The following is a 24,100-nucleotide window of genomic DNA, read 5'->3' as shown; positions in this document are numbered from 1 at the left end:
GTGACCAGGAAGGTCGCCGTGCAGTACGCCGTCACGGTGTGGCGGGATCGGCCGCGGCGCGGGCTCGTGCTCGCCGTGCTGTCGGTGCCGAGCAGCCTCGTGATGGCGGGGTGGAAGGTCGTCCTGTTCTGCTCGGCCCCCTCGTTGTTCCTCGCCGCGACCGTGGTCTTCACGCTCGGGGTCGCGGCCGCGAAGGTCTGGGCCGTCCGTCGGCACCGGCTGTCGTTCGCGTTCGATGCGGCGAGCGGCGACCGGATGCGGTTCCGGCAGGCCGGACACCGGTGGATCGGGGGTGCGGTGACCGCGATGTCGGTCGTGTTCGTCGGGTGCAGCGTGCCGATGCTCGTCGGGCGGGCGCACCCCGTGCACTACGACCAGTGGGTGGCGATCGTCATCGCGGCGGCGACGTTCGCGGAGCTGGGCATCGGGGTCTGGGGTGCGGTGACCGCGCGCAAGGACGGGGAACCACTCGTCGAGGCGACGAAGCTCGTGAACGTCGCCGCCGCGGTGGTCCTGCTCGTGCTGACCCAGTCGGCACTGCTCTCGTTCGCGGGAAGCGCCGAGGACGCTGCTGCGTCCACGGGTGCGAGCGGGGTGTTCCTCGGCGGTGTGGCTGCGGTGATCGGGCTCGCGATGGCGCTGCGACGGTTCCCGGAAGCGCCGGCGCCTGGGCCGGCACCGACCTCAGTCGACCAGGCCGGCCTGGAACGCGAACGCCACGAGTTGAGCCCGGTCGCGGGCGTCGACCTTCGCCATGGCCCGGTTCACGTGGGTCTTGACCGTGAGTGGTGAGAGGAAGAGCTCGGCGCTGATGGCGTCGATGCCCTGACCTCGGCTGACCATCACCACGACGTCGCGCTCGCGAGCGGTGAGGGCCTCGAAGCGCCGGGTCATCTCCGGGTCGACGGAGGACGCGGGGGTGCGGGCGACCTGTCCGATGAGCGCCGCTGCGGCCGCCGCGGACAGCGCCCCTCCGCCCGCTGCCACCTCCTCGATCGCCGCGACGAGCTCTGCGGGCCCCGCGGCCTTGCTGAGGAACCCGTTCGCCCCGGCACGCAGCGCCGCGAAGACGAGTTCGTCCTGGTCGAAGGTCGTCAGCATGACGATGCGCACCTGCTCGGCGGTGCGCTCGGCGCGGATCCGTCGGGTCGCCTCGACCCCGTCGATGCCCGGCATCCGGATGTCCATCATGATGACGTCCGCCGGGACCGACAGCGCCGTCTGCACCGCGACGAGCCCGTCCCCGGCCTCGCCGACGACCTCGATGCCGTCCTGGCGGTCGAGGATCGCACGGAGCCCCAGTCGGATCATGTCCTGGTCGTCGACCAGGATCACTCGTGTGGTCATCGTGCTCCGTTCGCGGTGGGCAGGCGGACGCGGACGACGAACAGCACGCCGTCCGCCGCGGACTGGACGGACCCTCCGACGGCGGCGACGCGCTCGCGCATGCCGACCAGACCGAGCCCGCTGCTCCGGCCTGCGACGGGGTCGCTCGCCGGGGTCCGCCGGCGGGGGTTGCGGACCTCGAGCACCAGGTCGTCACCGGCGCGGGCGAGGGTGACGGTCGTCCGGCCCTCGCCGTGTCGGTGGGCGTTGGTGAGCGACTCCTGCACCACCCGGTAGACCGTCACACCGATCGGCACGGAGACCGGGCCGACGTCGTCCAGTCGGGCATCGACGTCGAGGCCGATCCGTTCGTACGACGCGATGAGTCCGGGGAGCTGCTCGATGCCGGGGGCCGGAGCCGTCGGGTCGTCGAGGTCGGCGCCGCTGCCCGACGCCGAACGGAGCACCGTCAGGACGTGCTGGGTCTCCGTCAGGACGTTCCGCACGCCGTCCCGGGCGGCATCCAGCGCACGCCGGGCCTCGTCGGCCCCGGCGGGCAGGGTGACCTCGGCGACCCCGAGCTGCATGCTGACCACCGCGATCTCGTGCCCGATGACGTCGTGCAGGTCCCGCGCGATCCGGACGCGTTCCTCGGCCACGCGGCGCTCGGCCTCGAGTTCCCGCGTCGCGACGGCATCGGCGGCGCGCTGTTCCAACGACGCCCGGTACTGGTGCTGCACCCGCAGCCCCGAACCGATGGCCGCCGCGGCGACGACGGAGATGAGGGCGCCGAGGGCGGTCGGTACCGCACCGCCCTCCCCCGGCGCGAGCAGCGTGCCGATGACCACGCCGGGAGCGACGATCGCCGCGGCGCGGACCGGGTGCCCCTGCCGCGAGGACACCGCGAACAGCAGCAGCACCGCGCAGCTCCAGGTCACGATCGGCGACCACCCGGACAGGCCACCGAGCACCGGCGCGACCGTGGCGAGCCCGAGCGCCGTCCAGGGTGTCCACGGCGCCGCGACGACGGCGAGCACGGTCGCGGCGACCGCGATGCCGGGCCCCGGGCCGGCATCGGCCGCGACCACCCGACCAGACTCGATCGCGCACGCGAGCAGGACAACGGCGGCCGTGCCGCGGAACACCCAGCGGTCGTCCGGACGCCACGAACCCCAGGTCGCTCGCAGTCGCCGCATGCACTCATCCTGTCGTGCGGGTCAGCGGTCCGGCTACTGCGAACGCAGTAGTCGGGGGTACCACCGATCGGGGACCTGCCCGCGGCCCGTCCCCGGGACGATCGACACCAGGCCGGAACGATCCGGCACCGACCGGAGGACCCACCATGACGCTGACGAACACCGCCGCTCCCGCTGCCACCGCGTACGACTACTGCACCGTCGACGTCCCGCGCGGCAAGGACGCCCTGTACGCGGACACCTACCGCAACTTCGGCTGGACGTCCGACGGCTCGGACCGGACGGGCGCACTGAACCGCCGGCGCACCCTCGGCCTCCGCCGCGACCGTGCCGTCCGCTCCGTCGAACTGACCGAGCTCCAGCAGAACGCCGAGACCGCCCTGGCCACGATCGACTCGCTCGAACGCTCCCGCACGACCGCGGCGTCGGTGGTCGCGTACGCGCTCGGCGCGATCGGCAGCGTCCTGCTGGCCGCTTCGGTGTTCGCCGTGCAGGACACCGTGGCGGTCCCCGACCTGCTCGGCGGGCTCGACCCGGTCACGGTGTTCCTCGTCGGGGCTGGTGGGCTGGTCAACTGGGCGATCGCTCCCGTGGCCTTCCAGCTCGTCCGCGCGGCGCGCACCAAGCGGATCCGTCCGGCCGTCGACCGCCAGTTCGACGTCGTCTACGGCGCGTGCGAGGCGGCCAGTCGCCGCCGGACCGCCTGAGCGCGGGCCGAGCCCGATGACGAACACCATCGCCCGGGAAGACGCGGTCCTGCACGCGCCGGTCCCCCGCCACATGGAGACCCGGGTGCTGTACGCACCGACCGCGTTCGTGCCGCTCCACCGGCACACCCTGGAGCAGTTCGGCTGGACTGTGACCGTGCAGGGCGGACGGCTCGGCACGACGTCCCTGCTGCTCCAGCGGCTGCGCACCCGGCCAGACCCGGCACGACCGCTGCTCGAGCGTCGTGCCGAGCGGGCGCTGGCCCGGATCGCCGCCCTCGAGCAGCAGCCGGCCCGGTTGGCTGGTGTGGTCGCCACCGCGGGTTCCGCGGTCGCCGTGCTGGCGGTCGCGCTCGGCGGTCTGCTCGCCCTCGGCGGGGACCCGACGCTCGTGCCGGTCCTCGTCGGTGCCGGCGTGTGGATCGCCGCCGTGGCCGCTGCGCCCGGCATCCGGTCGTGGCGCACCGAGCGGAACCAGACCGCACTCAGCCGGGAGTACGCCGCGATCGACGCGTGCACGCACCCGGCCGACGGGTCGTGACGGCGGCTGAGCCCCGCGCACAGCGCACACACGACGGCCCGGTGGGATCCCCACCGGGCCGTCGTGTGTGCCGGAACCGACGGGTCAGTCCGCCAGACGGATCGCCAGGGCCGGGCAGACCGCCGCGGCGTGACGCACCGCCTCGACCTGGTCGTCGGCGACCTCGTCGGTCAGCAGGACGGCGATCCCGTCCTCGTCCCGTTGGTCGAACACGTCCATCGCGGCCATGACGCACTGGCCGCTGGCGACGCACTTGTCCTGTTCGAGGATGACCTTCATGACTCGTTCCCTCCGGTGGTCGAACTCGCGCTCGTGGTGGTGTGGTGGTCGACGGGGCACCAGGTGACGGGGAGCTCGTACACCCCGTAGACGGCGCCGTCGTGCTTGAACGGGACCTCGTCGAGCGGGACCGCGCGAGCGAGGGTGGGGATCCGACGGAACAGCGTCGGGTACACGACCTGCAGTTCGACCCGCGCGAGCGGCTGGCCCAGGCACTGGTGCACGCCGAACCCGAACGCCACGTGGTTCCGCGGGTTGCGGGTCAGGTCGAGCCGGTCCGGGTCCGGGTAGACGTCCGGGTCCCGGTTCGCCAGGTCCGTCGCGACGATCACCCCGTCACCGGCGCGGATCGTGGTGCCGGCGACGTCGAGGTCCTCGGTCGCCACGCGCTTGCGTCCGTCGTGCGTGATGGTCAGGTAGCGCAGGAGTTCCTCCACCGCCGAGGCGACCAGCGCCGGTTCGGGGTCGTCGAGCAGGCGGTCGCGCTCGTCCGGGTGCTCGAGCAGGGCGAGCGTGCCGAGGGCGATCATGTTCGCGGTCGTCTCGTGCCCGGCGATGAGCAGCAGGATCCCCATCTGCACGGCCTCGCCCTCGGTCATGTCGCCGGCGGTGACCCGCGCGGCGATGTCCGTGAGCAGGTCGTCGCCGGGTTCCGCCGTCTTGCGGCGGAGCAGCGACGTCAGGTACGCACCGAGCTCGCGGAACGCCTGCTGCCGTTCGTCGTCGGTCGTGGTGCGGCGGATGATGGTCTTCGAGTGCGCCTGGAACCGGTCGTGGTCCTCGTACGGCACGCCGAGCAGGGCGCAGATCACCAGGGACGGCAGCGGGAGCGCGAACGCCTCGACCAGGTCGACCGGGTTCGGGCCGGCGAGCAGCTGGTCGATCAGGTCGTCCGTGATCCGCTGCACCACGGGGCGGAGCGCCTCGATGCGTTTGATCGCGAACGGCGCGGTCACCATCCGCCGCAGCCGGGCGTGGTCCGGGTCGTCCATCAGGATGAAGGACAGCCCGCCGCCACCGCCCGAGGCGCTGGCGGAGGGGTACCCCGGGTTGGCCGCGTCGGCGCTGACGGACAGGCTCGACAGCACCTGCTTGCCCTCGTCGTAGCGGGTGACGAGCCACGGCTCGCGGCCGTCGGCCAGCGTCACGCGGTGGACGGGGCCGTCCTCCTGCAGCACGCGGGCCGCCGGCGGCGGGTCGAAGGGACACCCGGCGGTCCGCCGGTCCATCGGGAACGTGTCCGGTCGGTCGGCGGTGATCGGTGGGTCGGTCATGGTCTGCTCCTCTGTGTTCGGGTGACGGCCCCGGTCAGGCGACCGGAGCGGACGGCACCGGTCAGCCGACCGGTGCCGGGCTCTCGGCGGCAGGCACCGCAGGCGCGGGAGACGCCGCAGTCGCCGCTACCGGCACGTACCGGGGACGCAGGCGCATGCTGGCGGTCCGCGCCTGCTTCGGCATGCCCCACCCGAGCGCCCCGACCGCCTCACCGGCGCGTTCGGCCACGGCGACGAACCGGCCGTCCTCGGGGTGCCCGTCGACGACGGTGACCCGGTCGGCCGGGGTCATCTGCCCGAAGACCTGCACACGGGTGCCGTGCTGGTCCGTCCAGAAGTACGGCACCGGTGTGTACGGCACGCGGCGCCCGAGGACGTTGCCGGCGACGACCTGCGCCATCTCGGTCGCGTTCGTGCGGTTCTCGAGCCGCATCGAGCGCCCCGCGCCGACGTGGTGGAAGCGGGCGACGTCGCCCACGGCCCAGACGCCGGGCGCAGCGGCTCCGAACGCGTCGCAGTCGATGCCGTCCGTGACCTCCAGGCCGGACGCCTCGAGCCACCCGGTCGTCGGGCGGGACCCCACGGCGACGACGACGGCGTCGGCCGGACGGCTCGGGCCGTCGACGAACTCCACCGTGTCCACGCGACCGTTCCGGCCGCGGACCCGCGCGGCGCGGACCCCGCCGAGCAACCGGATGCCGGCCGCCTCGTGCTGTGCCGCGAGGAACTGCGAGCCGAACCCGCCGAGCTGCCCGCACATCGGTGCACGGATGCTCCCTGCGAGCGTGACGTCCACGCCGACGGACGCGACGGTCTGTGCCACTTCGCTGCCGAGCACGCCGTTCCCGACGACCAGCAGCGGCCCCTGCAGCGTCTGCAGTCCCGCTCGGAGCCGGTCCGCGTCGGCCCGGGTGCGGAGGACGTGCACGCCATCGAGCCCGGCCCCCGGGATCGCACGCGGCGTGACACCGGTGGCGATGACGACGTGGTCGGCGGCCCGGGTGGTGCCGCTCGTCGTGGTCACGGTCCGGGTCGCGACGTCGAGGGCGACCGCGCGGTCCCCGAGGACGAACTCGGCGTCGAGGCCCGCGAGCTGCTCGGTCGAGCGGAGCACCAGGGCGTCCGCACCGATCTGCCCGGCCAGGTACTGCTTCGACAACGGAGGCCGGTCGTAGGGGTCCTCGGTCTCGCCGTCGAGCAGCGTCAGACGGCCGACGTGCCCGTGGCGGCGGAGCGCCTCGGCCGTCGCGACACCGGCAGCCGAGGCGCCGACGACGAGGACGGATGCGTGGGGATCGGTCCGAGGGACTCCGCTACTGGCCATGCTCCGAGCCTCGCCGGGCCCAGCAGTGCCGGACTACTCCGGGCGGACCGACCGGGATACCGCAGACGCAGTACGCACCGCGCCCGGCGATCGAGCACCCTGGACCGGTGACCCGCACCCGCACCGAACACACCGCCCTGATCGTCGTCGACCTGCAGGCCGGGACCGCGCCGTACCAGCGCACCCACCCCGTCGAGGCCGTCGTGGCCAACGTCGAGACCCTCGCCCGCGCCACCCGTGCCGCCGGCGGCACGGTGGTGTTCATCCGCCACGACCCCGCCACGACCCCGGCAGGCGCCACCCAGTACGGCGGCGGCCCCCGCCCGGCTCCGGTCGCCTACGGCTCCCTGCTGCTCGAACGGGCCGACGCCGACGGCAACCTGACCCGCGGCGGGTGGAGCGCCTTCGCCGGCACCGGCCTCGACGAGCGGCTGCGCGCCGACGGCGTCACCGAGGTGGTCGTGGTCGGCCAGGCGACGACCTTCGGCGTCGAGTCCACGGCTCGGGCCGCGTACGACCTGGGCTACGACGTCGTCCTCGTCGAGGACGCCACCAACGACCCGGACCCGGACGCCCACGCCGCCCGGTTCCGGTCGGTGTTCCCCGCCCTCGGCGTCGTCGTGCAGACAGCCGACCTGGCGGGGCCGGGCGCGGCCTGAGCGGCGACCGGGCGGCGGACGGGAGGCCCGTGGCGGGCCCGCCACCTGCCTCCCGTCCGTCACGTGCACCGTTCAGGGCCGACCCTGTAGGACGGACGGAGCCGAGCGCACGCTCGCCCCGACCCGACCCGAGGAGCACCCATGGCCGCGAAGACCATCGTCATCACCGGCGCCAGCGACGGCATCGGCGTCGCCGCTGCGCGGGAGCTCGTCCGCCGCGGGAACGAGGTCGTCGTGGTCGGTCGCAACCCCGCGAAGACCGAGCGGGTCGCCCGCGACCTCGGCGTCGACCACTTCGTGGCCGACTTCTCGGACCTGTCCGCCGTCCGGGGGCTCGCCGACGACCTGCTCGAACGCTGCCCCCGGATCGACGTGCTGGCCAACAACGCCGGCGGGATCTTCAGCGCGGGCCGCCAGGTCACCGTCGACGGTCACGAGCTGACGTTCCAGGTCAACTACCTGGCGCCGTTCCTGCTCACGGAGCTGCTGATGGACCGGCTCGTCGCGTCCGGGGGAACGGTCATCAACACCTCGAGCGTCGCGAACAAGCTCTTCGGCCGCGTCGACATCGACGACCTCGACGCCGAGCGGCACTTCCGGGCCACCAAGGCCTACGGCGACTCGAAGCTCGAACAGATCCTGTTCACCAAGGAACTCGACCGCCGGTACCGCGACCGGGGCGTGACGTCGACGGCGTTCCACCCCGGCACGATCAGCACCGGGTTCTCGAACGACAAGACCTCGCCGATGTACCTCGTGTACCACACGCCCCTGCGCCACGTGTTCCTGACGACCCCGGAGAAGGGCGCCGACACGCTGGTGTACCTGGCCGACAACACCCCCGGTCGCGACTACCCGACCGGCGAGTACTACGTGAAGCGCAAGGTAGCTGCGCCGAACGCGCAGGCCGAGGACGCCGACCTGGCCCGAGAGCTGTGGGACCGGAGCGTGGCGATGCTGCACGCAGTCTGACCGAGCGCGCTCCGCGTCGGTCGTCGGCGCGCTACGCGCCGGTCTCCGGCGCAGGGGTGACCGGCGGCTGCGCCTGCCGCAGGCCGGTGACCAGCAGCGTCACGATCGTCCGCACGTCGTAGTCCGGGTCCTGGGGGCTCCACGCGACCAGGTCGCCGACGGCGCGGAGCAGCTGGTACGGCGACACCGACGCGACCACCTCGCCCGACCCCCGTGCGGCGTCGAGCATGCGGCCGAGCACCGGGACGAGCTCGTCGACGAACAGCGTGTGCAGCGCGGTGAAGCCGTCGGCGTCGCCCTCCCACACCCGCGCCAGGCCGTGCTTCGTGCCGAGGAAGTCGACGAACTGGTGCACCCAGCGCAGGATCGCGTTGAACGACGTCGGCGCCGAGTCGAGCAGCACGGGGCCGGCCTCGGCCAGGGCCTCGATCTGGTGCCGGTAGACGGCGACGACCAGGTCCGAGCGGGTCGGGAAGTGCCGGTAGAGCGTACCCACCCCCACGCCGGCGGCGGCGGCGACCTCGCGCACCGGCGCACCGACGCCGGACGCAGCGAAGACACCGGCCGCGGCGTCGAGGATCGTCCGCTCGTTCCGTTCGACGTCGCGGCGACGCCGGGGCGGCGCGGTGTCGTTCGACGGCGTGCTCATCCCCCGATCATCGCACGGCCTGCACCCGGAACGGAACGCCGATCCGTTTCGCTTGCAATACGGAGCGCTGTTCCGTATCGTTCCGGAACGTTGCTCCGTTTCGAGCGACGACCGCTTCCGGAAGGACTCCCGATGTCAGCAACAGCACCGCTCCCCCAGGTGATCAGCGTGCGCCCCGTCACCCTGCCCGCGCCGTCACGCGGCCACGACCTCGAGGTCCGGATCACCGCCCCGATCACGGGCACCGAGCTGCCCGTGATCGTCTTCGCCCACGGCTTCGGGCAGTCGATGACCGGCGGCGATCCCCTCGTCGACCACTGGACCGCCAACGGGTTCGTCGTCGTCCAGCCCACGTTCCTCGACTCGACGAAGTACGGCCTGACGCTCGACGACCCGCGCTACCCGACGATCTGGCAGACCCGGGTCGACGACCTCGAGCGGGTCATCGACGACCTCGACGTCCTCGTCGCCGCCGTCCCCGGTCTCGCGGGACGTGTCGACCAGGCGAACCTCGCGGTCGCCGGGCACTCGTGGGGCGGCCAGTCCGTCGGCATGCTCCTCGGCGCCCGGGTGATCGGGTCGGACGGACAGCCGGGCGAGGACCGCACCGACCACCGCGTGCGTGCCGGGGTCCTGCTCTCCACCACCGGATTCGGTGGAGCCGACCTGACGCCGTTCGCGCAGGAGCACTTCCCCTTCATGAGCCCGGACTTCAGCCAGCTGCGCACCCCGTCGCTCGTCGTCGCCGGGGACCACGACCAGTCCCGGCTCTCCACGCGCGGGCCGGACTGGTTCACCGACGTGTACCACCACAGCCCCGGCGCCCGGCACCTGGTGACCGTGCACGGCGGGGAGCACCTGCTCGGCGGCATCCAGGACTACGCGTCCACCGCTACGACCGACGAGAGCCCGGAGCGCGTGGACCTGGTCCGCCGCACCACGACGGCGTTCCTCCGGACGGCGCTCGGGCTCGACGCCGACGCGTGGTCCGCGACGGCCGACGCCATCGCCGCTGCCGGAGCCGGCGACGCCGTCGGCCACACCGACGCAGTCGGCCACATCGAAGCCGTCGGCCACATCGACGCCGTCGGCCACATCGACTCGAAGGAGGACCACTCGTGATCACCGACCAGCACCCGCTCCCCACCCCCTTCACCGCATCGTCCACCGCCACCGACGTCCTCGACGGCGTCGACCTGACCGGCCGGGACGTCGTCGTCACGGGCGGTCACGGCCGCCTCGGACGCGAGACCAGCCGCGCCCTCGCAGCCGCCGGCGCCACGGTCACCGTCGCGTCCCGCGACACCGACCGCGCGAGCGCCGCCGTCGCCGGCATCCCCGGGGTCCGGGTCGAGCAGCTCGACCTGACCGACCCGGCGTCGATCGACGCCTTCGCCGCACACTGGACGGCCTCCGGGCGCCCGCTCCACGCCCTGGTCAACAACGCCGCGATGCTCTTCACGCCGGACCGGCGGCTCGACGCCCGCGGCAACGAGCTGTCGTTCTCGACGTCCCACCTCGGGCACTTCCGGCTCACGCGGGCGCTCCTCCCTTCCCTTCTGGAGGCCCGTGGTGCGCGGGTCCTGAACGTCACGTCCGGCGCCGCCCGCTTCGGGCAGATCCGGTGGGACGACCCGGCGTTCGCCAGCGGCTACGACGCCGCTGCGGCATACGGGCAGGCCAAGCGGGCGAACGTGCTGTTCGCGGTCGAGCTGGACCGCCGGTACGCCGACCGGGGCATCCGGTCGTTCGCCGCACACCCCGGAGTGATCATCGGCCCGGGTCCGCACGACGAGTCCCGGATCGCCTCGTACCGCGAGCAGGGGCTGGTCGACGAGGACGGTACGACCGTCGTCGATCCAGAGCGCGGTAAGAAGACGATCGAGCAGGGGGCGGCGACCCTCGTGTTCGGTGCCGCGAGCCCGCTGCTCGACGGCGTCGGCGGGGTCTACCTGAAGGACAGCGACGTCGCGGTGATCGACGACGAGGTCCGGCCGCTCACCGCGGACAGCATCCCGTCGGATGCCAACTCGGCGATGCTCGACGCCGACGACGCCCGGCGGCTGTGGGAGGTCAGTGTGCGGCTGACCGCGTGACGCCGTCGTGCCCGCTGGTAGCTTCGGTCCCATGACGCGACCCCGAGGGGCCGCACCACTCATCGTCGGCCTCGGGGGCGCTGCCGCCGGTGCTCTCCTCGGGTACTGGGGTGGCATCCTGATGCTCTCCGGCGGCCGCGAGGCCACGGTCGGAGACGGCCTGCCGCCGTACTCGCTCGTGGTGGTGGTCATCGCCGCGATCATCGGCATCGGGGTCCCGCTGGTGGCCATCGGCTGGTACTTCCGGCAGAAGGTCTCCCTGGCCGGTCAGCCCCACCGTGTGCAGGCGCTGTGGCTCGGCCTCGTCTGGGGGACCATCGCGATGCTGCTCGCCGGAAGCCTGAACGGCATCGCGAGCCTGCTGCCCGGCGGCCTGATCTGGCCCGGGCTCGTCGAGGAGTTCCTGAAGCTCCTGGTGCCCGTCATCCTGCTGCTGTCCTCGCGCACGTACCGTTCGCCGCGGCTGGCGGTGTGGCTCGTGTTCGTCGCCGCGGCCTGGTTGGGATTCCTCGAGGGCATCAGCTACATCATCACCTCGCTCGACCCGATCCTCGACGGCGCGAAGGCTCCGTCCGATGCGCCGTTCATCATGATGATGGACGTCATCGTCCGCATCATCGCCGAGGTCTCGCATCCCCTGATCACCGTCGGCGCAGCAGTCCTGATCTGGCTCGCCGCGAAGACGCTGCCGACGGGCAGGGCGACCGGCGTCGGCGTGCTCGCGTACCTCGGCGCCGCTGCGATCCACGGCCTCAACGACGCCGTGATCGACGGGCCGGTCCGCGACTGGAACGTGCCGGTCAGCATCGTCCTCGAAGCCCTGTACGTCGTCGCGGTCTTCGTGTTCTGGTTCCGGCCGCAGGTACGGCGGCTGCAGGCCGACGGATCAGCGCGCCGATGACCGGCTCCGCCGGTACCTTCTCTTCTGGTGCAGACGACATGCACCACAGGGCGATGCAACGCACGAGGGGACACACCATGGCCACAGGGGCTCGACGGTACGGCAGGGCGATCGAACGGCAGGACGGTCGGGACTTCCCGTTCTACGACGGAGACCCGATCCGAATCCCCGCATGGCAGTGGGTGACCATCGTCGTCGCGTGCGTGGCCGGCATCACCGTGCTGAGCTTCTACCCGGCGGCGGACAACATCCAGTCGCTCGTGCCACGGTTCCTCTTCACCGCGATCATGCTCGCCGTCCTCATCGCCTTCACGAGACGACACTGGGCGCGCATCTTCCAACGCACCACTGCACGTGACTTCGGCACCATGATCGTGTTCGCGATCCTCAGCCTCATCGTGTCGTTCACGGTCGGGATCATCGTCAAGGCGATCTTCGGCACCAACGCCAACACCGCGACCGACGGCATCCACGGCGCGGGTGAGATCGTCGCGTTCTACGTGGGGACCGCGATCCAGCTGCTGGGCGAAGAGCTCTTCACGATCCTGCCGTTCCTGGCGGTCATGGCGCTGTGCCACCGCATCGGACTCACCCGCACCCAGGGCATCCTCATCGCCTGGCTCGCGACCGCGATCTGGTTCGGTGCAGCACACCTGCCGACGTACGGGTGGAACTTCGCGCAGGCGTTCCTGATCATCGGCATCGCACGGCTGGTCCTCACGCTCGCCTACATCCGCACGAAGAACATCGCGGTCAGCACCGGCGCACACATCATCAACGACTGGGTGCTCTTCACCGCCGCGATCATCGGGGCGACAGCGAGCGCCTGAACGGCGCTGCGGTCGTCGGCTGACCTGGTCAGCGTCAGCGTCAGCGTCAGCGTCAGCGGTGCGGAGTGCGCTCGGCGAGCTGGCGCAACCGTTCCTCGGACACCGACCCAGGTTCCGCTGTCCACAGCACGATCAGCTTGTCGTGGTCCATCGCCGACGCCAGGATCTCCCAGTCGAGCTCGACCGTACCGACGACCGGGTGACGCAGGGTCTTCCGCCCGGTCCCGCGACCGGCCACGGCGTGGGCAGCCCAGATCTCCCGGAACTCCGGGAAGTCAGTCGACATCCCGTCGACGACCCGGCGGAGCTCGGCGTCGTCGGGGTACCGCGCGCTGTCACCCCGGAGCTGAGCGATGGCGAGCTCGACCACCTCTGACCAGTCGGCGTACAGGGCTCGCATGGCCGGGTCCGCGAACAACAGCCGGATGAACGTGCGGTCCGCCGTCGGGATGGCCCCGAAGTCGGTGATGAGCGCGGCACCGAGCCGGTTCCAGCCGATGATCCGCGTCAACCGTCCGAGGACGAACGCAGGCGTCGTCGCGAGGTCGTCCAGCGCGCGTTGCAGCGCCGGTTGCACCGTCTGCACGCGGGGCAGTGGCGGAGCAGCCTCAGCCTTCCCGGTGAGGTCGGTCAAGTACGCCCGGTGCTCGTTCGTCAGACGCATCACGTCGGCGAGGTCTGCCAGGACCGGAGCGGACACCGCGATACGGCCTTGCTCGATGCGCGTGTAGTACTCGACGCTGATCGACGCGGCCTGGGCGACTTCCTCCCGACGGAGGCCCGGCACACGTCGCCTCACGTCCGCAGGGATCCCGAACGCCGCCGGGTCGAGTTCCGCACGCCGAGCACGCAGGAAGTCACCGAGCTCTGCTGCGCGCACGTCGATCGCCACGTCGGGCAGTCTGCCACCGGCCGGAGGGGGGAGGGATCCGTGCCTCCACAGCGCGGGCGCCGGCTGGCATCGTCGGGGACATCCCCGACCACGAAGGAGCCACCATGAGAGCGTTCGGTCTGACCGAGTACGGAGCACCCGCTGTGCTGCACGAGGTGCAGCTGCCAGAACAGCACGCGGGACCGGGCGAGGTCCGTGTCCGGGTCCGCGCCGCTGCCGTGAACCCCGTCGACGCCATCATCCGATCCGGAGGGTTCGCCGGCAACGACCGTGCGATCGCCGAACCCGTCGTCCCCGGCACCGACGTCGCCGGCGTCCTCGACGAGGTCGGCCCGGAGCAACCCGAGGGGTTCGACCTGGTCGTCGGCGACTCCGTCACCGGGTTCGTCGTACCGGACGGGAGCCACGGTGGTTACTCCGAACGGATCGTCCTGCCGACCCTGTCGGTGACCCGGATGCCGTCGAGCGGCTCGTTCGCCCGAGGGGCGGCGTTCCTGTCGAACGCACTCACCGCGGAGATCACCCTCGAACACCTCGCCCTGGAGCCCGGCCAGACCCTCGCCGTGACCGGCGCCGTCGGCGGGTACCTCGTGCAGCTCGCCGCCGCGCGCGGCATCACCGTCATCGCCGATGCGCGCCCCGCCGACGCACAGCGTGTCCGTGGCCTGGGTGCGGCGGTCGTCCTCGACCGTGACACGGACTTCACCGCAGGGGTCCGGGACGCCACGAACGGTCGCGGTGCCGACGCAGTCGCGGACCCAGCGGTCCTGACCGACCAGGTCGTCGACGCTGCTCGCGACGGCGGGCAGGTCGCGTTCTACCTGCCGACCGACGTCGACCCGGGCCGCGGCATCAGCGTGTTCGGGTCCTACGTGATGCGCTCGAACCTCCGGCACGATGCCATCGAGCGGCTCGCCCGATCCGTCGAGCGGGGCGAGCTCAGGGCCGACGTCGCCGATGTCGTCCCCGCTGCCGACGCTGCCGCCGCCCACGAACGGCTCGAACGGGGCGGTCTGCGCGGCCGGCTCGTCCTCGAATTCTGATCCCTACGATCCCCCGAAGGAACACCGCATGGACACCACCGCAACCCTCCCCGCCGTCGGACAGACCTGGCTCGCCGACCTCGGCCCGGACACCCCCCTCGGACACTTCACCGTCGAGATCACCTTCGACACGGAGACCCAGGTCACCTTCCACGTCACCGGCGGTGCCATCGCCGGACGGACCGAGACGATGCCGTACACGACCACGAAGGTGCGGGACGGGCTCTACGTCGTCCGGTGGACGGAAGCCGACGCGGGCGACCACGTCACCCACATCGAGGACTACGACGCCGGGACCTGCATGGCCAGCTCGGTGGTCGGCGGGGAGTTCATCCAGCTCAGCGGCACCTGGACACGCGTCCGCTGAGCGTCGCGCTCACCACCAGAACGGTGCCTGCGGCTGGTACGGCGCCGCCGAGAGGTGCTCCACGAGGGCATCCCTCGACCGTCCACCCCCTCGTACGGTGGTGGAGCAGAGCACTGGCCCGACGAACAGGATGAACATGTCCGACTGGAACCCCGACACCATCGCGGCGATCGCCACCTCCGACGACCTCCACGTCAGCCCGTTCCGGGCGGACGGCACGACGTACGGCACGCCGACCTGGATCTGGTCGGTCGTCGTCGACGACGACCTCTACGTCCGCGCCTACAACGGGCAACGTTCCCGCTGGTACCGCTCCGCGATCGAACAGGGCGCCGGCAGGATCAGCGCCGCAGGGTCCGAGCACGAGGTGGTGTTCGAATCCATCGGCCCCGACCTGAACAGCCGGATCGACCTCGCGTACGAGACGAAGTACGCCGGCAGCCCGTACCTCCCGCCGATGCTGCAGGACGGCCCCACCTCGGCGACCGTCCGGATCAGTCCGCGCGCGTGACCACGCCAGGGGCGCAGTGGACGCGCCACAGGGCGGACGGGAGGCGCGGTGCCAGCTGGCACCGTGCCTCCCGTCCGGTGTCCTGGCAGTGCACCCCGCGCCCCGGCGCGGCCTCGTAGGGTCGCCTCATGAGCACGAACCGCGACGACGTCAAGGACTTCCTCGTGAGCCGCCGTGCCCGGGTACGCCCGGGCCAGGTGGGCCTGCCCGGTGGGCCCAACCGGCGCGTGGCCGGCCTCCGCCGCAGCGAGGTCGCGATGCTCGCCGACGTCAGCGTGGAGTACTACTCCCGGCTCGAGCGCGGGAGTCTCTCCGGTGTCTCCGACGGCGTGCTGCACGCCGTCGCCGGCGCGCTGCTGCTCGACGACGCCGAACGCGACCACCTGTTCGACCTCGCACGGGCTGCGAACGCCTCCCCGGTCCGTGGGCAGCGTCGTGCAGCGACGCCGAAGACCCTGCGCGTCGGGCTGCAGTACACGCTCGACGCGTTCACCGGCGGCCCGGCGTTCATCCGCAACGACCGCCTCGACGTGCTCGGTGCGAACGCGCTCGGCCGGGCGCTCTACGCGGACCTGTTCCGGAAGTCGGAGCGGCCGAACCTGGCCCGGGCCGCGTTCCTGGACCGGGACTGGGCCGATGCGTTCCACCCGGACTGGGACGTCGCCGCCGACCAGAGCGTCGCGATCCTCCGCACTGCGGCCGGCCACGACCCCCACGACGAGGACCTGCAGGCGCTGATCGGTGAGCTCTCGACGCGCAGCGCGGAGTTCCGGACGAAGTGGGGTGCGCACGACGTCCGTCGGCACGCCACGGGCGAGAAGCACTTCGTCCACCCCGTCGTCGGTGCCCTCGACCTGCACTTCGAGGCGTCACGACTCATGAGCGACCCGCGCTTGAGCCTCCTGCTCTACAGCGCGGAACCCGGCTCGCCGACGGCCGACGCACTCCGCCTGCTCGGTTCGGTCGCCGCGACGGAGCAGCGCGACGCCGCCGAGCACCGTGGGACCGACGTCCGGAGCTGACGCTGCATCGTCGCCCGCGGTCACTCGGTCCTGATGCGGATCGCTGCCAGCGCCGCGACGAGGAGCACCACGGCGGCGACCACGAAGCTGGTCTGCGTCCCGACCACGAACTGCGACCGGTCGGCCAGGAACGCCCCGAAGACCGCGATCGCCACCGCCCCACCGACCTGCCGGAAGGTGTTGAACACCGCACTCGCTGTCCCCGACCGTTCAGCGGGGACGCTGGCGAGGACGACCGACGTCGCGGGCGGCATCGCGACCGATCCGCCCGCACCGGTCAGGATCGTGCACACCGCGACCGCGGCGATGGAGTCGTACGGGGCGAGCACGATCATCACGACGAGGCCGATCGCCATCGTGGTGAGTCCCGCGACCACGGGGACCCGAGCGCCGAACCGGTTCACGAGGGTGCCGCTGACGATGTTGCCGACGATGCTGAACGCTGCGGACGGCAGGAACACCAACCCTGCTGCCAGTGGCGACAAGCCGAGGTGCTGCTGCAGGTAGAGGCTCAGGACGAAGACGCTGCCGAAGTTGCCGACCATGAACGCGAACCCGACGCCGAGCGCGATCCGCATCCCACCGGAGCGGAACAGGTCGAGCGGCATCATCGGGTTCCGACCGTGGGCCTGCACCAGCAGGAACCCGACGACCGAGGCGGCGGCGACGGCAAGCGCGACGACCACGTCCCAGCGGCCGAAGCCCGACGCACCGCCTTCGATGAGCCCGAAGACGAGGCCGCCGAGCGCGAGCAGGGCGAGGACCTGACCTGCCGCGTCGAACCGTGCCGGCCGCCGAGGCGACGGTGCCACCCGGACGAGCATCCCGAGCATCACGGCGCACACCGGCAGGTTGATGGCGAACACGAGGCGCCAGTCGAGCGTCGTCAGCGCGCCGCCGAGGATCGGCCCGACCGCCCCGGCGACCGCGCCACCGACGGCCCAGATGCCGAGGGCGTGCGCCCGCTCGCGCGCCTCGGGGAACGCCTGGCGGATGAGCGCCATCGACGCGGGCAGCATCACCGCGGCGGCCGCGCCCTGGACCGCACGCGCCGCGATCAACGCGCCGAGCGACGGGGCGAGGGCACACGCGACGGACGCCACGAGGAAACCGGCGATGCCCCAGCCGATCGCCCGCTTCGCGCCGATCCGTTCGGACAGGTTGCCGGCGAACAGCAGCAACGAGGCGAACAGCAACGTGTACGCGTCGATCACCCACTGCAGCCCCGCGGTGCTGCCGCCGAGCTCCCGCCCGATCGTCGTCAGCGCCACGTTCACGATGAGGATGTCGAGCGTGATGAGGAAGAAGCCGAGCGAGGCGAGCACGAGTGTCAGCCGCGCAGCTCGGTGCGGGCCTCGATCGGTCGGGACGTCGGCTGCGGTCGGAGCGGTCACGGTTCGATGCTCTCCTGGCTGCGCTCGTCGGGGGATGCCCTGACCGGGAACCCCTCGCGACAGATCGAACAGACATAGGATGTCTCACGCTCCCGACATCGCCGTCGTGAGCTGCCGCAACCGATCGGAGCACGTCGTGCACGAACCGCTCACCCCGCTGGACCCGACCACGCTGCCCGAGCCCGTGGACGTATCGGACAACACCGCGGCCCTGGCCGCGGTCGACGCCGTCGTGCGCTCGGGCCCGTACGACGCGACCTGGGCATCGCTGCAGCAGTACCGCGCACCGCTCTGGTACCAGGACGCCAAGTTCGGGATCTTCGTCCACTGGGGCGTCTTCTCGGTCCCCGCGTTCCGGAACGAGTGGTACTCCCGCGACATGTACCGCGCCGGCACGCCGGAGTTCGCGCACCACGTCGAGACCTACGGACCGCACGACTTGTTCGGGTACAAGGACTTCATCCCCTCGTTCACGATGGAGCACTTCGACGCCGCCGACTGGGTGCGGGTGTTCCGCGAGGCCGGCGCGCAGTTCGTCGTCCCGGTCGCCGAGCACCACGACGGCTTCGCGATGTACGACACCGACCGCTCCCGGTGGAGCGCCGCGCAGCTCGGGCCCGGGCGTGACGTGTTCGGCGAGCTCCTCGTCGCCGCGGACGAAGCGTGGATGGTCCGTGGCGCGTCGTCCCACCGGGCCGAGCACTGGTTCTTCATGAACGGCGGGACGAAGACCCCCTCGGACGTGCTCGATCCGCGGTTCAGCGACTTCTACGGGCCGGCGCAGCGCGAGGAGACCGCCCCGAACGAGCGCTTCCTGGAGGACTGGCTGCTCCGCACCGTCGAGCTCATCGACAAGTACCGCCCGCAGGTGCTCTGGTTCGACTGGTGGATCGAGCAGCCCGCGTTCCAGCCGTACGTCCGGACCCTCGCGGCCTACTACTACAACCGCGCCGCCGAGTGGGGCCGCGAGGTGGTCATCAACTACAAGTGGGAGACGTTCGCACCGGGCAGCGCCGTGTACGACATCGAGCGCGGAGCGATGGCCGGCACACCGGAGACCGTCTGGCAGAACGACACCGCGATCGCGAAGACCGCCTGGAGCTGGATCGAGGGCCACGACTACAAGACCGTCCGCGACCTGGTCGCCGAACTCGTCGACGTGGTCGCGAAGAACGGTGTGCTGCTGCTCAACACCGGGCCGAAGGCCGACGGCACCCTGCCCGAGGACGAGGTCCGCATCCTGCGGGGCATCGGCTCGTGGCTCGCGGTGAACGGCGAGGCGATCTACGGCACCCGGCCGTGGACGATCTCGGGCGAGGGGCCGACCACTCGTCCCGCGGGTTCGTTCGTCGACGCCGACACGGTCGAGTACACCGCCGAGGACGTCCGGTTCACCACGCGCCACGACGTCACCGGCGACGCCGTCTACGCGACCCTGCTGGCCGATCCCGACGACGGGTCGGCCCGCATCCGGGCGTTCGGGTCGGCCTCGGGCCTGCTCGGCCGCACCATCCGGTCCGTCGCCGTGCTGGGCCACGACGGCGAGGTCGACTGGGAGCAGCACCCCGACGCACTCGTGGTCGCGCTCGACGGCATCACCAGCGTCGACTCCGGTCCAGTGGTCCGGGTGCGACTCGCGCCGGTGGTCGAGCAGGAGCGGCAGGACTTCCTGCACCAGTGACCGAGGATGCCGGCCCGGGGACGCCGGCGCGACGATCCGTCGCGGTCAGAACGGTGCGGCGCGACTACTCTCAGGCGAACGGTCGTCCGACGAGGATTGGGATGCTGACCTGAACTGGATCATCGCGAACTTCGGTCTCGTCTGGGGCCTCACCGTCACCCACGCGGGTCTCGCGGCCGTGCCCATCGTCCTCGGGTTCGTCGTGGCGGTGCCGTTGGGCTGGGTGGCGAACCGGTGGCAGGCAGTCCGATCGGTCATCGTCGGCGGCGGCAGTCTGCTCTACACGATCCCGTCCCTGCCGCTCTTCGTGATCCTGCCCTACCTGCTCGGCACCCGCATCACGGATCCCGTGAACATCGTCGTGGGGCTGTCGGTGTACGCGGTCGCCATCATGGTGCGGTTGGCAGCTGATGCGTTCGCCGCCGTCCCGGCGGACGTCGTCGACTCGGCCACCTCGGTGGGGTACTCCGCGTGGGGCCGTTTCTGGACGGTCGAGCTCCCGTTGGCGGGTCCCGTCCTCCTCGCGGGGATGCGGGTGGTCTCGGCGAGCACCGTCGCCCTGGTCTCGGTCGGCGCCCTGGTCGGGTCCGCGAACATCGGGTTCCTGTTCACGGACGGGCGACAGCGTCAGTTCCTCGAGGAGATCCTCGTCGGCGTGGCAGCGAGTCTCTTCGTCGCGCTGGTCTTCGACACCGTCCTGGTGGCGCTCGGGCGCGTCCTGATGCCGTGGTCGCGACGGATCCAGGTGCGGTCGCGTCGGTCGCGCCGTCGGGCTGCGCTGGCGACGATCGAACGGGGGGCCTGACCGTGCAGTTCTTCCTCCACGCAGTCGCCTGGCTCCTCGACCCCACGAACTACCGCCCCGGCCTGCAGACCCCGCTCCCGATCCAGGACCGGATCGGCGAACACCTGCTGTACACGTTCATCTCGGTCGCCATCGCCGCGCTGATCGCGCTGCCACTGGGCCTGTACATCGGTCACACCGGGCGCGGGCGCAGCTTCGTCATCGCCTTCAGCGGGTCCATGCGCGCGCTGCCGACGCTGGGCCTGCTCGGCACCCTCTTCGTCATCATCGGGATGACCGTGCCGTTCACGCAGACCGCCTTCATCGCGTCCATCATCGCGTTCGTCGTCCTGGCGATCCCCTCGATCCTCGCCGGGGCGTACTCCGGTGTGGAGTCCGTGGATCCGCAGACGGTGGACGCCGCGCGCTCGGTGGGCATGACCGAGTTGCAGATCCTGCTCAAGGTCGAGGTCCCCCTGTCGCTGCCGCTGATCATCGGCGGGATCCGCGCATCGGTGCTCCAGGTCATCGCGACCGTCGTGATCGCGTCGTACATCTCGCTGGGCGGCCTCGGCGCGATCATCTCGACGGGCATCAGCCTGAACGACAACGACCTCATCCTCGGTGGTGCGTTGCTCGTGACGGTCCTCGCCCTGGTGATCGACGGCTTGTTCGCCCTCGCCCAACACCTCACCCGCCGCGGCCCCGAGGGGCAGACCCGCCGGCGCCGCACACACGTCCGCGCGCTGCCACTCCGGCGCCGCGCGGTGACGGCACTCTCCGTCGACGAAAGGGACCACTGATGTTCACAGCAGGCACCAGGACACGCATCCTCGCGGGTGTGATCGCGGTCGGGGCGATCGTGGCACTCTCCGGTTGTTCCACCTCGGACCCCACGAAGCCGGCATCGGGCGGGGGCGACGGATCGGGCAGCACGCCGATCGTGGTCGGTTCGTTCAACTTCCCGGAGAGCGAGATCCTGGGCAACATGTACGCGCTCGTCCTGAAGGACGCCGGCTTCGACGTGACGACCAAGTTCAACCTCGGCCCGCGGCAGACCACGATCCCCGCGCTCAAGGACGGTTCGATCAACCTCATGCCGGAGTACAACGGCAACCTGCTGTTCTTCTACGACACCAAGGCCACCGCGAAGACGACAGCGGAGGTCGACGCCGCGCTGAAGACCGAGATCCCGAAGGACTTCCAGGTGCTCGAGCCGTCTCCGGCCGAGGACAAGGACGCCTACGTCGTGACCCAGGCCGAGGCCGAGAAGAACGGCCTCACGTCGATCGGTGACCTCTCCAAGATCGAGCCGTTCTCGCTCGGTGCCAACCCGCAGTTCGGCACCCTTCCGTACGGCATCCCCGGGCTCAAGTCCACGTACGGCGTGGACAAGGTCACGTTCAAGTCGATCGAGGACTACGGCGGGCCCGACACGGTCAAGGCACTCGTCGACGACACCGTGCAGGTGGCCGACATCTACACGACGTCACCCGACCTCGTGACGAAGAAGCTGCTCGTGCTGAAGGACCCCGAGAACCTGATCGCTTCGCAGAACATCCTGCCGTTCCTGATTAAGGACATCTACAGCGCGAAGCTCGCGTCGACGTTGAACAAGCTGTCCGAGAAGCTGACGACCGATGACCTCATCGAGCTGCGCAACCGTGTCGAGGGCAGCGAGAAGGCGCAGGCCGCGACCGCCGCGAAGGACTGGCTGACCAAGGAGGGGCTGCTCAAGTAGCTCGGGGACCGGCAGGGCCGTCGTCACGCCTCGTCCCGCAACCGACGGACGAGCTGGTCCAGCCGTGCCCGCAGCCGCTCCGGCACGCGGTCTCCGAAGCGGTCGAAGTGTGCCCGCAGCTGCTCGGCCTCGGCTGACCAGGCCGTCGGGTCGACGGCGAACAGTTCGTCGATGGCGAAGCCGTCGAGGTCGAGCCCGGCCAGGTCGAGTTCCCCCACCGCGGGCAGCCCACCGACGGGGCTCCAGTCCACGTCCGCCGAGCCGTCGAGCCGTCCGGCGATCCACTCGAGCACCCGGACGTTCTCGCCGAACCCTGGCCAGAGGTAGCCGCCGTCCGAGGACTTGCGGAACCAGTTCACGCGGAAGACGCGCGGCGCCTTCGAGCCGAGCCGGTCACCGATCTCGAGCCAGTGTGCCCAGTGGTCCGCCATGTTGTAGCCGCAGAAGGGCTGCATCGCGAAGGGGTCGAGGCGGAGTTCGCCGACGGGTCCCTCCGCCGCCGCGGTCTGCTCGCTGGAGATCGTGGAACCGAAGAACACGCCGTGTTCCCAGTCCTCGGCCTCGGCGACGAGCGGGACGTTGGTGGCGCGGCGACCGCCGAAGACGATGGCGTCGATCGGCACACCGTCGGGGCTGTCCCAGTCGTACGAGATCGTCGGGCACTGGTCGGCGGCGACCGTGAAGCGCGCGTTGGGGTGCGCCGCCGGCGTCGCACTGCCCGGCTCCCACGGCTGTCCGCGCCAGTCGATGAGGTGCCGCGGCGGCTCCTCCGAGGCGCCCTCCCACCAGACGTCGCCGTCGTGCGTCATCGCGACGTTCGTGAAGATCGTGTTCGAGCGGACGGTGGTCATCGCCGCCGGGTTCGTGTCCGGGCCGGTCCCGGGCGCGACGCCGAAGAACCCGGCTTCGGGGTTGATCGCCCACAGACGGCCGTCGGCACCGGGGCGGAGCCACGCGATGTCGTCACCGATGGTCTCGACCTTCCAACCGGGCAGCGTCGGCGTCATCATCGCGAAGTTCGTCTTGCCGCAGGCCGACGGGAACGCGGCCGCGACGTGCAGGACCTTCCCCGCGGGCGTGGTGACGCGGATGAGCAGCATGTGCTCGGCGAGCCAGCCGTCCGCGCGGGCCATCGACGACGCGATCCGGAGGGCGAAGCACTTCTTCGCGAGCAGCGCGTTGCCGCCGTACCCCGAGCCGTACGACCAGATCTCGCGGGTCTCCGGGAAGTGCGCGATCGTCTTGGTCGAGTTCGACGGCCACGGCACGTCCGGGATCCTGGTTCCGTCGTCGTCCACGAGCGGCATGCCCACGGTGTGCAGGGCCGGGACCCAGACCGTGTCCGGCGCGATCTGCGCCAGGGCTTCAGCGCCCATCCGGGTCATGATCCTGGTGGACACCACGACGTAGGGCGAGTCCGTGATCTGGACGCCGACCTGCGAGATCGCCCCGCCGACCGGCCCCATCGAGAACGGTACGACGTAGAGCGTCCGCCCGCGCATCGCGCCCCGGAAGCGCGCCGTGAGCTCGGTGCGCATGACGTCGGGTGCCCGCCAGTTGTTGGTCGGGCCAGCGTCGGCCTCGGTGGCGGAGCAGATGAAGGTGCGGTCCTCGACCCGTGCGACGTCCGCGGGGTCACTCCTGGCGAGGAAGCTGCCCGGGCGCAGGCCCTGGTCCAACGCGATGAGGGAGCCGGCGGCGACCATCTCGGCGAGCAGTCCGCGGTTCTCGGCCTCGCTGCCGGAGCACCAGACGACCTGGTCCGGTTCCGTCAGGGACGCGACCTGGTCCACCCACCGGCGCAGGGCCTCCAGACCGGCTCCTGGCTCGATGGTCGATCCGATCGTCTCGGTGATGACAGTCATGCTGGTCCTTCGAGGTCGGGCGCCCGCGGGGTCCTGCGGACGGCGC

At 71.4% G+C, this 24,100-nt stretch carries 26 protein-coding genes; 17 read left to right on the top strand and 9 right to left on the bottom strand.

Features of this window, described 5'->3' with window-relative positions; all coding sequences use genetic code 11:
* Positions 1-792, top strand: coding sequence for a hypothetical protein (locus EDF47_RS13180; protein ID WP_131973748.1), 792 nt, complete (start codon positions 1-3; stop codon positions 790-792).
* On the opposite strand, the gene EDF47_RS13175 is transcribed toward EDF47_RS13180, so the two are convergent.
* Complete coding sequence (locus tag EDF47_RS13175) at positions 685-1,347, bottom strand: response regulator transcription factor (protein ID WP_123293819.1); 663 nt, start codon at positions 1,345-1,347, stop codon at positions 685-687. The two genes, EDF47_RS13180 and EDF47_RS13175, sit on opposite strands and share 108 nt — an antisense overlap.
* On the bottom strand, positions 1,344-2,522 hold the full coding sequence (locus EDF47_RS13170; RefSeq protein ID WP_131880819.1) for a histidine kinase: 1,179 nt from the start codon (positions 2,520-2,522) through the stop codon (positions 1,344-1,346). The genes EDF47_RS13175 and EDF47_RS13170 overlap by 4 nt, the downstream gene beginning before the upstream one ends.
* A gap of 146 nt (positions 2,523-2,668) precedes the next feature.
* On the opposite strand from EDF47_RS13170, the gene EDF47_RS13165 reads away from it, so the two are divergent.
* Both EDF47_RS13165 and EDF47_RS13160 read left to right on the top strand, forming a co-directional pair.
* Positions 2,669-3,229 carry a hypothetical protein gene (locus EDF47_RS13165; protein ID WP_131847016.1) on the top strand — a complete coding sequence of 187 codons (561 nt, stop codon included), beginning with the start codon at positions 2,669-2,671 and terminating at the stop codon, positions 3,227-3,229.
* A 16-nt stretch (positions 3,230-3,245) separates the two neighbouring features.
* A complete protein-coding gene (locus tag EDF47_RS13160) occupies positions 3,246-3,770 on the top strand; it encodes a hypothetical protein (RefSeq protein WP_131847015.1) in 525 nt (174 codons plus the stop codon).
* A gap of 84 nt (positions 3,771-3,854) precedes the next feature.
* Here the strand turns inward: EDF47_RS13160 and EDF47_RS13155 are convergent, their stop codons facing one another.
* From EDF47_RS13155 to EDF47_RS13145, 3 genes are all read right to left on the bottom strand, one after another.
* Positions 3,855-4,049 (bottom strand): ferredoxin, encoded by a 195-nt coding sequence (locus tag EDF47_RS13155; protein WP_123293815.1) that lies wholly within the window; start codon positions 4,047-4,049, stop codon positions 3,855-3,857.
* Entirely contained in the window at positions 4,046-5,323 is a 1,278-nt protein-coding gene (locus tag EDF47_RS13150; protein WP_131880817.1) for a cytochrome P450, read from the bottom strand. Before EDF47_RS13150 ends, EDF47_RS13155 begins: the two co-directional genes overlap by 4 nt.
* A 61-nt stretch (positions 5,324-5,384) precedes the next feature.
* Positions 5,385-6,647, bottom strand: coding sequence for an FAD-dependent oxidoreductase (locus EDF47_RS13145; protein ID WP_131880815.1), 1,263 nt, complete (start codon positions 6,645-6,647; stop codon positions 5,385-5,387).
* A 107-nt stretch (positions 6,648-6,754) separates the two neighbouring features.
* On the opposite strand from EDF47_RS13145, the gene EDF47_RS13140 reads away from it, so the two are divergent.
* On the top strand, positions 6,755-7,306 hold the full coding sequence (locus EDF47_RS13140; protein WP_165932410.1) for a cysteine hydrolase: 552 nt from the start codon (positions 6,755-6,757) through the stop codon (positions 7,304-7,306).
* Between the two features lie 141 nt (positions 7,307-7,447).
* On the top strand, positions 7,448-8,278 hold the full coding sequence (locus tag EDF47_RS13135) for an SDR family NAD(P)-dependent oxidoreductase (RefSeq protein ID WP_131880810.1): 831 nt from the start codon (positions 7,448-7,450) through the stop codon (positions 8,276-8,278).
* A gap of 31 nt (positions 8,279-8,309) precedes the next feature.
* Here the strand turns inward: EDF47_RS13135 and EDF47_RS13130 are convergent, their stop codons facing one another.
* Positions 8,310-8,927: a TetR/AcrR family transcriptional regulator gene (locus EDF47_RS13130; protein WP_133938313.1), complete on the bottom strand. Its 618-nt coding sequence runs from the start codon at positions 8,925-8,927 to the stop codon at positions 8,310-8,312.
* A gap of 132 nt (positions 8,928-9,059) precedes the next feature.
* Here EDF47_RS13130 and EDF47_RS13125 point away from each other — a divergent pair, with 132 nt between their 5' ends.
* The 4 genes from EDF47_RS13125 (at position 9,060) to EDF47_RS13110 (ending at position 12,754) form a co-directional block, all read left to right on the top strand.
* Entirely contained in the window at positions 9,060-10,049 is a 990-nt protein-coding gene (locus EDF47_RS13125; RefSeq protein ID WP_131847009.1) for a chlorophyllase, read from the top strand.
* The gene (locus EDF47_RS13120; protein ID WP_131847008.1) at positions 10,046-11,023 is read left to right on the top strand and encodes an SDR family NAD(P)-dependent oxidoreductase; all 978 of its coding nucleotides are present in this window, start codon (positions 10,046-10,048) and stop codon (positions 11,021-11,023) included. Before EDF47_RS13125 ends, EDF47_RS13120 begins: the two co-directional genes overlap by 4 nt.
* Before the next feature lie 31 nt (positions 11,024-11,054).
* A complete protein-coding gene (locus EDF47_RS13115; RefSeq protein ID WP_131847007.1) occupies positions 11,055-11,924 on the top strand; it encodes a PrsW family glutamic-type intramembrane protease in 870 nt (289 codons plus the stop codon).
* Positions 11,925-12,001: 77 nt separating this feature from the next.
* A complete protein-coding gene (locus EDF47_RS13110) occupies positions 12,002-12,754 on the top strand; it encodes a CPBP family intramembrane glutamic endopeptidase (RefSeq protein ID WP_207896274.1) in 753 nt (250 codons plus the stop codon).
* A gap of 52 nt (positions 12,755-12,806) precedes the next feature.
* Here EDF47_RS13110 and EDF47_RS13105 read toward each other — a convergent pair whose 3' ends face one another.
* On the bottom strand, positions 12,807-13,646 hold the full coding sequence (locus EDF47_RS13105; RefSeq protein ID WP_131847005.1) for a helix-turn-helix domain-containing protein: 840 nt from the start codon (positions 13,644-13,646) through the stop codon (positions 12,807-12,809).
* Positions 13,647-13,750: 104 nt separating this feature from the next.
* On the opposite strand from EDF47_RS13105, the gene EDF47_RS13100 reads away from it, so the two are divergent.
* The 4 genes from EDF47_RS13100 to EDF47_RS13085 all read left to right on the top strand — a co-directional run bounded on the left by EDF47_RS13100 (position 13,751) and on the right by EDF47_RS13085 (position 16,589).
* Complete coding sequence (locus tag EDF47_RS13100) at positions 13,751-14,689, top strand: NADP-dependent oxidoreductase (RefSeq protein WP_133938311.1); 939 nt, start codon at positions 13,751-13,753, stop codon at positions 14,687-14,689.
* A 28-nt stretch (positions 14,690-14,717) separates the two neighbouring features.
* Positions 14,718-15,056, top strand: a complete 339-nt coding sequence (locus tag EDF47_RS13095; protein WP_131847003.1) for a hypothetical protein — start codon at positions 14,718-14,720, stop codon at positions 15,054-15,056.
* A gap of 136 nt (positions 15,057-15,192) precedes the next feature.
* On the top strand, positions 15,193-15,567 hold the full coding sequence (locus tag EDF47_RS13090) for a DUF2255 family protein (RefSeq protein ID WP_131847002.1): 375 nt from the start codon (positions 15,193-15,195) through the stop codon (positions 15,565-15,567).
* A gap of 128 nt (positions 15,568-15,695) precedes the next feature.
* Positions 15,696-16,589, top strand: a complete 894-nt coding sequence (locus EDF47_RS13085) for a helix-turn-helix transcriptional regulator (protein WP_131847001.1) — start codon at positions 15,696-15,698, stop codon at positions 16,587-16,589.
* Between the two features lie 20 nt (positions 16,590-16,609).
* On the opposite strand, the gene EDF47_RS13080 is transcribed toward EDF47_RS13085, so the two are convergent.
* Entirely contained in the window at positions 16,610-17,983 is a 1,374-nt protein-coding gene (locus tag EDF47_RS13080; RefSeq protein ID WP_207896270.1) for an MFS transporter, read from the bottom strand.
* A gap of 79 nt (positions 17,984-18,062) precedes the next feature.
* Between EDF47_RS13080 and EDF47_RS13075 the strand changes: the two genes are divergently transcribed.
* The 4 genes from EDF47_RS13075 to EDF47_RS13060 all read left to right on the top strand — a co-directional run bounded on the left by EDF47_RS13075 (position 18,063) and on the right by EDF47_RS13060 (position 22,189).
* Positions 18,063-19,664: an alpha-L-fucosidase gene (locus tag EDF47_RS13075; RefSeq protein WP_133938309.1), complete on the top strand. Its 1,602-nt coding sequence runs from the start codon at positions 18,063-18,065 to the stop codon at positions 19,662-19,664.
* Positions 19,665-19,842: 178 nt separating this feature from the next.
* The gene (locus EDF47_RS13070; RefSeq protein WP_307860918.1) at positions 19,843-20,469 is read left to right on the top strand and encodes an ABC transporter permease subunit; all 627 of its coding nucleotides are present in this window, start codon (positions 19,843-19,845) and stop codon (positions 20,467-20,469) included.
* 2 nt (positions 20,470-20,471) lie between these two features.
* Positions 20,472-21,251 carry an ABC transporter permease gene (locus EDF47_RS13065; protein ID WP_131880800.1) on the top strand — a complete coding sequence of 260 codons (780 nt, stop codon included), beginning with the start codon at positions 20,472-20,474 and terminating at the stop codon, positions 21,249-21,251.
* Positions 21,251-22,189, top strand: coding sequence for an ABC transporter substrate-binding protein (locus EDF47_RS13060; protein WP_131846998.1), 939 nt, complete (start codon positions 21,251-21,253; stop codon positions 22,187-22,189). Before EDF47_RS13065 ends, EDF47_RS13060 begins: the two co-directional genes overlap by 1 nt.
* A 23-nt stretch (positions 22,190-22,212) precedes the next feature.
* On the opposite strand, the gene EDF47_RS13055 is transcribed toward EDF47_RS13060, so the two are convergent.
* Positions 22,213-24,054 (bottom strand): phosphoenolpyruvate carboxykinase (GTP), encoded by a 1,842-nt coding sequence (locus EDF47_RS13055; protein WP_131846997.1) that lies wholly within the window; start codon positions 24,052-24,054, stop codon positions 22,213-22,215.
* Positions 24,055-24,100 lie beyond the last annotated feature (46 nt).

Origin of the sequence: Curtobacterium sp. PhB190 (assembly GCF_004365385.1) — a bacterium.
GTDB lineage: Bacteria > Actinomycetota > Actinomycetes > Actinomycetales > Microbacteriaceae > Curtobacterium.
This window is presented reverse-complemented; position numbering and strand designations above follow the sequence as displayed.

What these genes read in the sequence shown, in the direction of transcription:
- EDF47_RS13175 (WP_123293819.1), bottom strand. Translation starts at nt 1,347, where the DNA reads ATGACCACACGAGTGATCCTGGTCGACGACCAGGACATGATCCGACTG.
- EDF47_RS13170 (WP_131880819.1), bottom strand. Translation starts at nt 2,522, where the DNA reads ATGCGGCGACTGCGAGCGACCTGGGGTTCGTGGCGTCCGGACGACCGC.
- EDF47_RS13165 (WP_131847016.1), top strand. Translation starts at nt 2,669, where the DNA reads ATGACGCTGACGAACACCGCCGCTCCCGCTGCCACCGCGTACGACTAC.
- EDF47_RS13160 (WP_131847015.1), top strand. Translation starts at nt 3,246, where the DNA reads ATGACGAACACCATCGCCCGGGAAGACGCGGTCCTGCACGCGCCGGTC.
- EDF47_RS13155 (WP_123293815.1), bottom strand. Translation starts at nt 4,049, where the DNA reads ATGAAGGTCATCCTCGAACAGGACAAGTGCGTCGCCAGCGGCCAGTGC.
- EDF47_RS13150 (WP_131880817.1), bottom strand. Translation starts at nt 5,323, where the DNA reads ATGACCGACCCACCGATCACCGCCGACCGACCGGACACGTTCCCGATG.
- EDF47_RS13145 (WP_131880815.1), bottom strand. Translation starts at nt 6,647, where the DNA reads ATGGCCAGTAGCGGAGTCCCTCGGACCGATCCCCACGCATCCGTCCTC.
- EDF47_RS13135 (WP_131880810.1), top strand. Translation starts at nt 7,448, where the DNA reads ATGGCCGCGAAGACCATCGTCATCACCGGCGCCAGCGACGGCATCGGC.
- EDF47_RS13130 (WP_133938313.1), bottom strand. Translation starts at nt 8,927, where the DNA reads ATGAGCACGCCGTCGAACGACACCGCGCCGCCCCGGCGTCGCCGCGAC.
- EDF47_RS13125 (WP_131847009.1), top strand. Translation starts at nt 9,060, where the DNA reads ATGTCAGCAACAGCACCGCTCCCCCAGGTGATCAGCGTGCGCCCCGTC.
- EDF47_RS13115 (WP_131847007.1), top strand. Translation starts at nt 11,055, where the DNA reads ATGACGCGACCCCGAGGGGCCGCACCACTCATCGTCGGCCTCGGGGGC.
- EDF47_RS13110 (WP_207896274.1), top strand. Translation starts at nt 12,002, where the DNA reads ATGGCCACAGGGGCTCGACGGTACGGCAGGGCGATCGAACGGCAGGAC.
- EDF47_RS13100 (WP_133938311.1), top strand. Translation starts at nt 13,751, where the DNA reads ATGAGAGCGTTCGGTCTGACCGAGTACGGAGCACCCGCTGTGCTGCAC.
- EDF47_RS13095 (WP_131847003.1), top strand. Translation starts at nt 14,718, where the DNA reads ATGGACACCACCGCAACCCTCCCCGCCGTCGGACAGACCTGGCTCGCC.
- EDF47_RS13090 (WP_131847002.1), top strand. Translation starts at nt 15,193, where the DNA reads ATGTCCGACTGGAACCCCGACACCATCGCGGCGATCGCCACCTCCGAC.
- EDF47_RS13085 (WP_131847001.1), top strand. Translation starts at nt 15,696, where the DNA reads ATGAGCACGAACCGCGACGACGTCAAGGACTTCCTCGTGAGCCGCCGT.
- EDF47_RS13075 (WP_133938309.1), top strand. Translation starts at nt 18,063, where the DNA reads ATGTCTCACGCTCCCGACATCGCCGTCGTGAGCTGCCGCAACCGATCG.
- EDF47_RS13060 (WP_131846998.1), top strand. Translation starts at nt 21,251, where the DNA reads ATGTTCACAGCAGGCACCAGGACACGCATCCTCGCGGGTGTGATCGCG.
- EDF47_RS13055 (WP_131846997.1), bottom strand. Translation starts at nt 24,054, where the DNA reads ATGACTGTCATCACCGAGACGATCGGATCGACCATCGAGCCAGGAGCC.